Here is a 12141-nt window from a genome sequence, read left to right as displayed (position 1 = left end):
TGAGAGGATGACCAATGGCCGATAAGAATATGAGTTTTCTGGTAGTTGACGATTTTCCTACGATGCGTCGGATCGTCCGTAGCCTGTTAAAAGAGCTGGGCTTTACCAATGTGGATGAGGCGGAAGATGGCCAGGACGCGTTGAATAAGTTGCGGGCAGGCAATTTTGAGTTCGTTGTCTCTGATTGGAATATGCCCAATCTTGATGGTTTAGAGATGCTTAAAGAGATTCGCCAAGACGAAGCGCTCAAAGGCTTACCGGTGCTGATGGTGACCGCCGAAGCGAAAAAAGAGAACATTATTGCGGCCGCACAAGCAGGCGCCAACGGCTACGTCGTTAAGCCGTTCACTGCCGCTACCCTAGAAGAGAAGCTGAATAAAATCTTCGACAAGATGGGTAAATGAAGCGGCTGAGCCTTTGTGGCTCGGTTAGCAAGGAGATACGACAATGAGCCAGAGTGAGCAGGGAAATACTGCCCAACTGCCCGATGAAGCCGCTGAAGAACTCATCCATCGCATTGGTAAACTTACCCGCATGCTGCGCGACAATATGCGCGAGCTGGGGTTAGATAAAGAGATTGAAAAAGCGGCGGAAGCGATACCTGACGCACGTGACCGTTTGCACTATGTTGCGACCATGACCGAGCAGGCGGCTGATCGTGCGCTAAACGCTATCGACCGAGCACAGCCGCTTCAGGATCAGCTGTCTGACCGTGCTGAAGCGCTGGATAAGCGTTGGGATGCATGGTTTGAAGCGCCCCAAGAGCTAGATGATGCTAAAGCCTTAGTTAAAGAGACCCGCACCTATTTAAGCGATGTGCCCACTATGGCCGCAGCCACCAATAAAGAGCTGTTGGAAATCATGATGGCGCAAGATTTCCAGGATCTGACCGGCCAAGTCATCAAGAAGATGATGGATGTGATTCGCGAGATCGAACATCAGCTCGTACAGGTGCTGATTGATAACGTGCAGGGTGCTCAGGCGCGGGAAAGCATGCAGCGCAAGGCGGAAGATCAGTGGAAAAACGAAACCGCGCGACGTAAAGAAGACCTACTTAATGGTCCTCAGGTGAAGGAGAATGCCCCGGATATCGTGACGGGCCAAGACCAGGTAGATGACTTATTGGATGAATTAGGCTTTTAATGCGTTGTTATTAAGACATTGTAACAAGCCGCATCTGGCACTATAGGCTTTTTGTTCAGCCGCCCTCTGGGGCGGCTGAATTTATGGTGAGCCGCGTACGACCGGCCGGATAGCAGCATGGCAGATAACGACAGCGACCAGGAAAAAACCGAAGAGGCCACCCCCAGGCGCTTGGATAAAGCGCGTGAAGAGGGCCAGGTTCCCCGCTCCCGAGAGCTGACCACTTTTATGCTGCTACTGGGAGGCGTGATAGGGCTTTGGAGCATGGGGCAGATGCTCTATGACCAGTTGGGAATGGTCATGGAGAGGGCGTTTTTGTTTGAGCGTCGTCAGGTAATGGAAAGCACTCCCATGCTGGTGAATGCCCTGGATCTTGGTCAGCGTACGCTGTTTGCCATGATTCCGCTGTTTTTACTCCTCGTGGTGGTGGCGTTGGTAGCGCCTGCGCTGCTGGGGGGGTGGCTGGTATCGGCAAAATCGATGCAGCCCAAACTTTCAAAGCTCAACCCTGTTAAAGGGGTGAAGCGCATATTCGGGCCTCAGGCACTGGTGGAGCTAGCCAAAGCGATTGCTAAATCGGTGCTGGTGGGAAGCGTCGCGGCAACCTTTTTGTACGTTAATATCGGCACGTTTATGGGGCTGATGGACCTGCCTATTCAGCAGGCGCTGGTCACTGCACTAAATATGGCCGCGTTAGCCGCTGGGTTAATTGTGTTATCGCTGATTGTGGTCATCCTCATCGATGTGCCTTTCCAGCTGTGGAGCAATGCTAAAAAGCTGCGCATGAGCAAGGAAGAGGTAAAGCGAGAGCATAAAGAGTCAGAGGGCGACCCCCATGTAAAAGGCCGCATTCGTCAGCAACAGCAGGCGATGGCGCGTGGCCGCATGATGAGTAAAGTACCAGATGCTGACGTTATCATTACCAACCCTACCCATTATGCGATCGCGCTCAGTTACCAGGAAGGCAGTATGGGCGCGCCTCGGCTAGTCGCCAAAGGGGCCGATGCGGTAGCGGCACGTATCCGTGAGATTGGTTTAGAAGCGGGCGTGCCACGATTGGAGGCAGCGCCCTTGGCCCGCGCCCTGTATCATCACGTGGACTTAGAAGCTGAGGTGCCTGCGGAACTGTATACCGCCGTGGCAGAAGTGATGGCCTGGGCGTATCGCCTAAAGCATGTTGCACAACAAGGAGGCGAGGTGCCCCCCACCCCTGATAATTTGCCGGTTCCCCCGGAAATGGATAGTCCCGGCCCCAAGGCCGGTGGCAGTGAGGCGCAGTCATGAAGGGCTTAGGCCAGTTGATCAATCAGCGCGATTGGATGGGCGACGTGCGCATGAAGCTGCTCGCTGGGCCGCTGCTGATTCTAATGATTTTGGGCATGATGATCCTGCCCTTGCCGCCCTTCGCGCTAGATTTGCTCTTCACCTTCAACATTGCCCTGGCCATTATGGTGCTGTTGGTCAGCATGTTTGCGCAAAAGCCGCTGGACTTCGCGGCGTTTCCGGCAGTGTTGCTGTTCACCACGTTGCTGCGCTTATCGCTCAATGTTGCCTCCACCCGGGTGGTACTCATGGAAGGGCATCAAGGGGGCGATGCCGCAGGTAAAGTTATCGAAGCGTTCGGCACCTTCCTGGTAGGCGGCAACTTTGCGGTTGGCTTAGTGGTCTTCCTGATCTTGGTTATTATCAACTTCATGGTTATTACCAAGGGCGCCGGGCGGATTGCCGAGGTTGGCGCGCGCTTTATGCTGGACGCCATGCCCGGCAAGCAGATGGCCATTGATGCGGACTTAAACGCGGGGCTAATTGGTGAAGAAGACGCTAAAAAGCGTCGAGCAGAAGTCGCCCAAGAGGCCGATTTTTACGGCTCAATGGATGGCGCAAGTAAGTTTGTGCGCGGCGACGCCATGGCCGGCTTGGTTATCATGGTGGTTAATATTATCGGTGGCCTGCTGATCGGCATGATGCAGCACGGCATGGACTTCAGCGATGCTGCCCGTACCTACACACTATTAACCATTGGGGATGGCTTGGTCGCCCAGATTCCAGCGCTGGTGATCTCAACTGCAGCGGGTGTCACAGTGTCGCGGGTAAATACCGACCAGGACGTTGGTCAGCAAATGATCAGCCAGCTGTTCGTTAACCCCCAGGTTATGATTTTAGCCGCCATCGTTATGGGGCTATTGGGCATGGTGCCCGGTATGCCCAACCTGGTTTTCCTGATTTTTACGGCGCTGCTTGCTGGGCTTGCATGGCTGTTGATCCGTCAAAAAGACCGGGCGCTGGTCAAGGAGGAGATTGCCGCGGCCCCTCCACCGCTTCAAGAAACCCCTGAAGCGAGCTGGGAGGATGTCCAGTTAGTGGATACCTTGGGTCTCGAAGTCGGACATCGCTTAATCCCGCTAGTGGATTCGCGCCAGAAAGGTGAGTTGTTGGGCCGGATTAAAAGCGTGCGCAAAAAGTTTGCCCAGGAGGTCGGCTTTTTGCCCCCTGTTGTACATATCCGCGATAACTTGGAGCTTTCCCCCAATACCTACGTGCTTTCGATGAAGGGCGCAGAGATTGGGCGTGCCGAGGCACAGCCAGGCAAGTGGCTGGCCATCGACCCAGGGCAGGTATCTGGTGAGCTGCAGGGGACGCCCACTCAAGAGCCCGCCTTCGGCCTTCCGGCTATCTGGATTGATGCCAGTCAGCGTGAACACGCCCAGGTGTATGGCTATACGGTAGTGGATGCGAGTACGGTCATTGCCACCCACTTAAATCACCTGTTGCACCGCCACTCGCCGGAAATGCTCGGTCGCCAGGAAGTGCAGAAGCTGCTGGATAAGCTCGGTGATGATCAAAAATCGCTGGTGGAAGAAGTCGTGCCAAAAGCGATCTCCCTGACGGTGCTTCAGCGCATCCTGCAGAACCTGTTGGATGAAGATGTTTCCATTCGCGATATGCGCACTGTGCTGGATACCCTGGCGGAGTTCGCGGGTCAGCAGAAAGACCCTAATGAGCTCACTGCGTTAGTGCGCATTGCGCTGGGCCGCGCTATCACTCAGCAATGGTTTGCCGGGCAAGAAACACTTAACGTGATGGGGCTGGATGCTCAGTTAGAACAAGTGCTTATTCAGGCGATGAACGGCAACGGCGCTATGGAGCCAGGCTTAGCAGATACCCTGATGAATCAGGCCCAGCAGGCGCTAGAGCAGCACGAAGCCAGTGGCGAAGCCCCAGTGCTGGTGGTGCAGCATTCGTTACGCGCTGTGTTGTCGCGCTTCCTGCGTCGCCGCATGCGTCATATGGTGGTGATGTCTCAGGCCGAAGTGCCCGATGACCGTACGCTGCGGGTGACCACCGTCGTGGGTGGGCGCTAGCCAGCGGACATAGCCATCAACGCCGATAAAGCAGTGGCAGCCATTCAAGCAGAGGCAAAAGGTAAAGCATGAGTGTTAGACGTTTTGTCGGAGCAAATAGCCGTGATGTGATGCGCCAGGTGCGCGAGACGTTGGGTGATGACGCCCTGATTCTTGCTAACCGGCGTACCGAGGGCGGCGTTGAGATTCTGGCGATGGCGGATGAAGCGGTCGATCATTTTGACCCAGCCCCCACGCCAGAGCCGCCACCCGCTTCTCCCCTCGCTTTTTCACTGCCTGCCTCCGACCCTCTTCAGGCCATGAGCGAGCGCTTGCTGCGTGAAATGCAGGATATGCGTGAGCTGCTGACCCGCCAACAGCAAGCACCTGCCGCTGCCGCAGCGGCGGATACGTCCACGCGGCTGCGCCAACTGCTAGCGCGCGTTGGTTTTAGCGATGAGTTAAGCAGCGAAGTACTGGCGGGCCTGCCGGAGTCACTGGTACTAGCCCCCGCCGACAGTAACCAGCCACTATTGTGGCTGCGCGAACAACTGATGGCGCGCTTACCGGTGCTTACTCAGGAAAACAGTTTTTTTGACCAAACGGGCATTGTCGCGCTGGTGGGCCCAACGGGCGTAGGTAAAACCACCACCACCGCGAAGCTTGCAGCACGTTTTGTGATGCGCCACGGTACGCGGCCGGTGGCGCTTGTCACCACCGATAGCTTCCGTATCGGCGCCCATGAGCAGCTGCGGATATATGCGCGTTTGCTCGATACGCCGATGTATGCCCTCGATGCGGAGCAGCCTATTGATGATCTGCTAGGCCGGCTACAGGGTAAACAGTGGGTAATCATTGATACGGTCGGTATGAGCCAGCGTGACCAGCGGGTCATTGAACAAATCGCTCACCTGCAGGGGGGGCAATCGACCGTGCGGTTAGTGCTGCTGTTAAATGCCGCCAGCCAACCGGAAACGCTCGAAGAAGTCGTACTACGCTATCGGCAAGCCGCCCGCGCGGCGGGCGCCGAGCTAGACGACTGTATTATCACCAAGCAGGACGAAGCCGGACGCTTAGCGCCGGTGCTTGATATTGTCATGCGCCATGGAATGCGTGTGCTGTTTGGCTCTCATGGGCAGCAAGTGCCTGAAGATATGGCCGTGGCGAACCCCGCGGCGCTGATTGACCAGGCGCTGGACGGCCAATCCACATTAGCCAGCCAGCCTGCTTCCGCGCCGGTAAGTCTGCCCCGCTGGTCAAGGGATGTGCTTGGCCAAGGGCGTCGTCTCTCATCGGTACTGACGCGCCTGCGCCAGCGAGTGGCGGGTTTTGCCCGCTTAGAGGCGGTATGGGATATCGCCGCCCTGCCTAGCGCAGTGCAGGATGGGCGGCTTGATCGTTTACTCGCTGATGCGCCCCCGACAGACAACCTACTAGGAATGGCATGGTCGCCCCGCCGCAATGAACGCGGCTGTGACTGGTCAATGCCAGATATTGGGCTAGACGCTAACGGGGCTTGGTCGGCGCTGCCCCGCCTGCAGCATCGCCAGCCCGCCGGTTGGCAGCCCCGTTTGGCAACACAAAGTGATGAACACGGCATCGCCGTCCATTTGCTGCCTACGCTCCCCGACACCGAAGCGCTGGCATGGTTGGAAGCCCAACACCTGACCTGGGTCAGCTTGGTGCCTGCCAGCCAGCGGGTATACTTCCAGGGCACGCGTTGTGCCCAGCGCCAGTTATTTATTGATAGCACGCTTACGCACCATATAAGCGTGCGTTTTCGTGGGCAGCCTATGCAGCTGTGGAGTGCCTATGCAGAAGTGACTGACGCGTCTGGCACTGCTCTATTGGCATGGTACGGAGAGGTTCGTGACCCCGAAAGCGCTAAGCGTATTGCTCGGCGTTACTGGTTAAGCCCTGCTCGATTAGGCGCTGATGCGCTCTCTTTACTGGCGACCCAGCTGCAAAGCGAAGGGGTCACCGCGCTGACGAAGCGGGCATGGCAGCAGCTTAAAGAAGCCGACAGTGGTGATGTCAGTGCTGAAATACGCCTGCTCATGGCCAGCGGCGTTGCCGCCGTAGCAGGGCATTTGGACAGTGCCGACGATGCTGCTGCCCTGGCCCTGCGCACCGACCTGATGCTGCTGCTAGGCACCCAGCGAAAACGGCGCGATACCGCCTTGCTCGACGGATTAGTGCATGCCTTTATGGCCCGCGATGCGATTCGTCAGCTAGGTAGCGTGAGCCGAGAGGGCATGCTATGAGCAGCCAAGACCAGGCAGCGGGGCTGCGAAAATGGGCGGATTTACAGCGTCAGCAGCGCGGAGACATACCCGAAGATACGCTACCGGATGAGCCAGCTCCCACAGAGCCAGTCTCAAAAAAAGCGGCTTCTGTTTATGCTGCATCCGCCATGGTGCCAACCGTAGAGGCGCCGCCCACGCCGAAACAGCCGCTGGTGGTGGTGGGCCTACCCACCCATCAGCACCAGGTTAACAAGGTAAGAAGCCGCCTCAGCCAGTGGTCGGCATTGGGGCGCCGCTGGGCAGGCGACCCAGATGACTGGGACATTCACCTGGTTGACCCTGCTACAGCTAATCTGCCATTACTGGTGGCGCGCTACCCGCGCTGGGCGTTGTGGGTAAGTAGCGATGCGGATGCGTTTATGCCGATGTACCGAGTTTTGCGGCAAGTGCATGACAACAAAGGTCCAAAGCGCCTGTTGGCGCTGCATGAGCCCCACTTGCCACGCCAAGGATTACTCGATAACTTGCGAGAAGCTGCCGCAGGTTATTTAGACACAGAACTGCTGCTGCTTGCCCGATAAGGGCTGCAGCGTTTACAAGCAAGCGGGTATTGGCAGAGAAGTACTGGCCACTATCTAGTAGCGTTACTGGGAGCACCCATGCAGCGACAAAGCAGGCAGGGCAGGAGCATCTTAAAGGTGGTCACGGTGAGCATTACGGTGTCGCTCATCGCGATGGGGTTGGCAAGTAGCGTACAGGCAGCACCTGGCAGTTGGAGCAGCCAAGTTCCCAGTGTCATGGTCGCCATGAGCGACCGGGTCAGCAGCAGCCAGCCCATCGTAGCGCCCAGCGCAGCGCAAGTGGGAAACGCAGTGATTGATCGGATACAGTGGCGGTATGAGGCGCCACCGGCGTCGCCAGTCAATGCTTGGCTATGTCACCCTGAACAGTGCATCCCACTTAACAGCATGCGGGGTTCCACTATGGCATTAGCCGGAAAGCACGCCGATGCGCCGCTGTACTTTCGTTTTGCCTTAACGCCCGGCCAGCGGCCGGTACGGGTACAGGGGCTGCAAGCCATCGTGAATTACCAGTAAAAAGTGTTTTAGCCGCGAGGCACGAGGATGTATACAGCACAAGGCAGGATCAAACAGAGTGAGCTGTTAACCCAATACATGCCACTGGTGAGACGTCAGGCCTTAACGCTGCAGGTGAGGTTGCCCGCGAGCATCGAGCTAGATGATCTTATCCAGGCGGGCATGGTGGGGTTGTTAGAAGCCCTTGGGCGCTTTGATGCGGCCCAAGGCGCGACATTTGCCACCTTTGCCAGCCAGCGAATCCGTGGCGCGATGATGGATGAGCTACGCACGCGCGACTGGCTACCTCGTAGCGTGCGACGTTCGGCCAGGGCGATGGATGAGACGGTGCGGCGGCTGGAGCAACAGCTAGGCCGCGCTCCCGAAGAGGGGGAAATCGCCCGTGATTTAGAAATGCCGCTAAGCGACTATCAGCAGCTACTCAATGACACCAACAGCGGCCAACTGCTGCCGTTTGAAGAGCTGGTGACAGAGGGTGGTGAGCCTAGTAGCGGCGCTGGCAATTTGCTCTTCGACCAGTTGTTGGACGCTCAGCAACGTCAAACCTTGATTGAGGCGATTGAGGCGCTGCCAGAGCGAGAAAAGCTGTTAATGGCGCTGTACTACCAAGAAGAGATGAACTTAAAAGAGGTGGGTGCTGTGCTGGGGGTTACCGAGTCCCGTGTCTCCCAGCTGCATAGTCAGGCCGTTAGCCGTTTACGCGCCCGTTTGCACGACGCCAATTAATCTCTCACTCACTTATTTGAACCCGGCGAGGAGCCGTTGATGAATCCATCTACGCTGATCGGTATATCTGCCAGCATTCTACTGCTGGTAAGCGTGCTGTTTTTTACCGCAGAGTCCCCAGAAAGCTTTCTTAACTTACCGGGGTTAGCGATTGTCATTACCGGTACGCTGGCCGCTACGTTTATCAGTTACCCGCTGAAAGAAGTACTTCGGGTAGTGCGCTTGGTAGGCTTAGTGTTTCGCCGTGAAAATACCTATGTTCGAGATGACATTAACGAACTCGTGTCGATGTCTCGGCTATGGTTTAAAGGCGATGTTCGGGCGGTGGAAAAAGAGCTTGAGCACACCCGTAACCCGTTTCTACGCACGGGCATTCAACTGGTCATTGCCAATACCAAAGAGGATGAAATCTTCGACATGCTGCGCTGGCGCATAGCGCGGTTAAAAGCGCGCGAGCATGCAGAAGCACAAATTTTCCGCACGATGGCCACTTACGCGCCTGCCTTTGGCATGATTGGTACGTTGGTGGGGTTGGTTAACATGCTTGAAGTCATGGATGCGGGTGACCTAGAAGTCATTGGCCCGCGCATGGCCGTTGCCCTGCTCACCACGTTTTACGGTATTTTGCTCGCCAACCTAGTGTTTAAGCCTATTGCCGTTAAGCTTGAGCGTCGTACCGAAGAGCGCCTCATTACCATGAACATGGTGCTTGAAGGTATATCGCTCATCACCAAACGTCGCCTACCGTCGTTTATTGAAGAAACACTCAACTCCTTTGTTGCCAACTACCACGACGAAATACGCGATGCTACTGTAAAGCCACGCACCACGCCTAGCCCCGCGACAAAAGGGTAGCGACATGCTGAACAGTGAAGCCCGTCATGCGCTGGAAATGCCCAATGCCGAAGGCGAGGGGGATGAGAGCTGGTTAACGAGCTATCTGGATGTATTGACGCTACTAATCACCCTGTTTGTCCTCCTGCTGGCGTTAACGCCGCCAGGCGGGGGAGAAGCGGCAGATAGCGATAGAATGCGCTCGGCCAGTGCGATTACTGCGCTGCCCCTGGCAACCTTAGCCACTGGTATTCAGCCTCGTCACCAGGGGCTAAGGCCGCAGATGGCGGGGCTAAATATTCCCGGGGTCAGTGTTTCCCAAGGCCGTGAAGGCCTTACCCTGCGTATTGATGATAGCCTTTTGTTTCCCAGTGGCGATGCCGTGCTAACGCCCCAAGGGCAGAATGTGCTAGAAAACCTGATAACGGCGCTTGAGGCCTTTGAAGGTCAAATTTCGGTAGAGGGGCATACCGATAATATACCCATTGCTACTCCTCGGTTCCCCTCGAATTGGGAGCTCTCGGTAGGACGCGCGATTGCGGTTGTGCGCCACCTTGAACGCCAGGGAGTCGCTGTTTCACGAATGCGGGCGGTCGGATATGCCGACACCCAACCCATGGAAAGTAACGCGACCGCAGAAGGGCGAGCAGCCAATCGTCGCGTTGAGCTGTTGCTAAAGCAGCAGTTTGAGGGTGAATAGATTTTTTTTCGAGGCTATTTCGTGCCGAAGCAACACCCTTTACTTCAGTCGTTTGGCGCTTTGCTGGTGTTGGATGCTGACAGTCGGCGCATTCAAGCTTTCAGTAGCAACCTCGCCGCACTGGTTGGCATGACCGTTACCGACGGGCGTGATCAGACGCTGTCGGAAGTGCTGGGCAAACGCCTAAGCCAGCGGCTACGTCACGAGCTACAGGGCCAGCAGCGCTTGGCCGGGCCGCTAACCTTTACCCGCCCGGCGAGCTCAACGCGCTTTCAGCTTTATGCCTACCGTTCAGGCGCCTACGTTGTGGTAGAAATTGAACCACTGACACCGGTTGGTAAACGGCGCTTGTTAGGCACGGTGAATGAGCGCTTGCTCAGGCTGACGGAAGCGAGTCATCAAGAGGAGTTGCTTGACTACCTAGTGCGGGCTGTTCAAGAGTTGACCGGTCACGATCGCGTCTCGATCTGCCACCTTGACAGCGACTGGCACGGGCTGATCGTCGCCGAAGCATGCGGCAGCGGCTTACCGTCACTGTTAGGTCAGCGTTTTCCCTCCAGCGACTTTCCCCTTTCCTTACGCCTCGCCTACGAGCGCCATCCGGTGCGCTTAATTGAGGATGTGGCAGCGCCCAGTGAATACTTAGTCCCCCGTGATTTCCCTGTGGCACTTAACGATAGTTTTCTGCGTGCCCCTGCCCCAGAGCGTCAACGCTATCTGCACCGTCTTGGCGTTCGCGGGGCGTTAAGCGTTGCTATGCAGAGCGATACTGGCCTTTGGGGGCTGCTGTTTTGTTATTCGGCGAAATCACACCCGGTGGCCCCTCCGGTGCGTGACGCAGTGCGCATGCTGGTGCAAATGGCGACTCAGCGCCTGCTGCTGCTGCGGGCACGCCAAGAAGCGCGCTATCTACAGCGCGTGCAGGATAGCTTGGCGCTTTCAACCAAAGCACGCGAAGAACCGCAAAGCCCCCAGCAACTTTTGGCTGAACAGGCGGATACCTGGATGGCACTGTTTCGTTCCCACGGCGTGGCACTATGGGCGAAGGGCAGCGTTTTTCAGTCTGGTAATACGCCGGCCCCAGAGGCGATTAGCCAGCTGGCTAGGCGCTTGGATAAAGCCCATGGTCATAGCGGGCCGTGGTGTACTCGGGATATCTCTAAGGAGCCGTTAACCACATCGCTGTCCATGCCCGAGCAGTGTGGTGTGCTAGCAGTGCCCCTGCCCGTGAACCTCGCTCAGCGCGGTTGGCTGCTGTTTTTCCGTCCTGAGCAGGTAGAAAGCTTCTATTGGGCGATGCAGCCTAAAGCTTTCCCTCAGGGGGCCGTCATAGCCACTCCTCCAGCGGCATGGCATGAAGAAGTGGTGGGTAAAAGCGAGGCGTGGCAGCGGGTCGAGCGCCTAGCAGCCGTGGACTTGGGGGAAGACCTAACATTGGCGATTTCAGCGTACGAAATCAGCACGCTCAATATGTACCTAGAGTGCGAGCGCAAAGCCCTGGCCGAAGCAAATCAGCGCTTAGAGCAGCTGGCGCATTTCGACCCGCTGACCCAAGTATGGAACCGCTACCGCATTGAGCAAGCCATCGACGCTGAGCTGGTGGCCGCTAAACGCTATGGCGCGGTCTTTGCAGTGTTGCTGTTCGATGTAGACCACTTTAAGCAGATCAACGATAGCTACGGGCATAGCTTGGGTGACGACGTGTTGGTATCGCTAGCGCGCTTGGTGGAAAGTTCTCTACGCGGTTGTGACCACCTGGGCCGCTGGGGCGGAGAAGAATTTGTGGTGCTAGCGACTCACTCCGACATAGAGGCGGCCGCTGGTCTGGCGGAGCGGCTGCGCCATCTTGTTGCCTCGCTGGAGGTAAATAAATTGCCACAGCCCATCACCGTCAGCGTTGGGGTCGCGGCATGGCGGCCCGGAGATAGCTGCAAAACGTTAGTCGCCCGCGCGGATATGGCGATGTACCAGGCAAAGCGGAGTGGGCGTAACCGTGTTGAAGTCGCCATCAAGGAACCATCTTGAGATATCAGAGTGAGAAATGGCGCCACCTC

11 protein-coding genes are annotated in these 12141 nt (G+C 56.8%); all 11 read left to right on the top strand.

Features of this window, described 5'->3' with window-relative positions; translation table 11 throughout:
• The first annotated feature begins 14 nt into the window (after window positions 1-14).
• The 11 genes from BB497_03255 to BB497_03205 all read left to right on the top strand — a co-directional run bounded on the left by BB497_03255 (window position 15) and on the right by BB497_03205 (window position 12112).
• Entirely contained in the window at window positions 15-404 is a 390-nt protein-coding gene (locus tag BB497_03255) for a two-component system response regulator (GenBank protein ID AVI61787.1), read from the top strand.
• Between the two features lie 43 nt (window positions 405-447).
• Window positions 448-1143, top strand: a complete 696-nt coding sequence (locus tag BB497_03250; protein ID AVI61786.1) for a protein phosphatase CheZ — start codon at window positions 448-450, stop codon at window positions 1141-1143.
• A 117-nt stretch (window positions 1144-1260) separates the two neighbouring features.
• Window positions 1261-2427, top strand: a complete 1167-nt coding sequence (locus BB497_03245) for a flagellar biosynthesis protein FlhB (protein ID AVI61785.1) — start codon at window positions 1261-1263, stop codon at window positions 2425-2427.
• Window positions 2424-4505, top strand: coding sequence for a flagellar biosynthesis protein FlhA (locus BB497_03240; protein AVI61784.1), 2082 nt, complete (start codon window positions 2424-2426; stop codon window positions 4503-4505). Before BB497_03245 ends, BB497_03240 begins: the two co-directional genes overlap by 4 nt.
• A 68-nt stretch (window positions 4506-4573) precedes the next feature.
• A complete protein-coding gene (locus BB497_03235; protein ID AVI61783.1) occupies window positions 4574-6748 on the top strand; it encodes a flagellar biosynthesis protein FlhF in 2175 nt (724 codons plus the stop codon).
• The gene (locus BB497_03230) at window positions 6745-7311 is read left to right on the top strand and encodes a hypothetical protein (GenBank protein ID AVI61782.1); all 567 of its coding nucleotides are present in this window, start codon (window positions 6745-6747) and stop codon (window positions 7309-7311) included. The genes BB497_03235 and BB497_03230 overlap by 4 nt, the downstream gene beginning before the upstream one ends.
• Window positions 7312-7464: 153 nt before the next feature.
• On the top strand, window positions 7465-7827 hold the full coding sequence (locus BB497_03225) for a flagellar FlhE (protein AVI64244.1): 363 nt from the start codon (window positions 7465-7467) through the stop codon (window positions 7825-7827).
• A 27-nt stretch (window positions 7828-7854) separates the two neighbouring features.
• Entirely contained in the window at window positions 7855-8553 is a 699-nt protein-coding gene (locus BB497_03220; protein AVI61781.1) for an RNA polymerase sigma factor FliA, read from the top strand.
• A gap of 39 nt (window positions 8554-8592) precedes the next feature.
• Window positions 8593-9408, top strand: a complete 816-nt coding sequence (locus BB497_03215) for a chemotaxis protein MotA (protein AVI61780.1) — start codon at window positions 8593-8595, stop codon at window positions 9406-9408.
• Between the two features lie 4 nt (window positions 9409-9412).
• The gene (locus BB497_03210) at window positions 9413-10087 is read left to right on the top strand and encodes a flagellar motor protein MotB (protein ID AVI61779.1); all 675 of its coding nucleotides are present in this window, start codon (window positions 9413-9415) and stop codon (window positions 10085-10087) included.
• A gap of 21 nt (window positions 10088-10108) precedes the next feature.
• A complete protein-coding gene (locus BB497_03205) occupies window positions 10109-12112 on the top strand; it encodes a histidine kinase (protein AVI61778.1) in 2004 nt (667 codons plus the stop codon).
• The last annotated feature ends 29 nt before the right edge of the window (window positions 12113-12141 follow it).

Origin of the sequence: Halomonas sp. GFAJ-1 (assembly GCA_002966495.1) — a bacterium.
Classification (GTDB): Bacteria; Pseudomonadota; Gammaproteobacteria; order Pseudomonadales; family Halomonadaceae; genus Vreelandella.
This window is presented reverse-complemented; position numbering and strand designations above follow the sequence as displayed.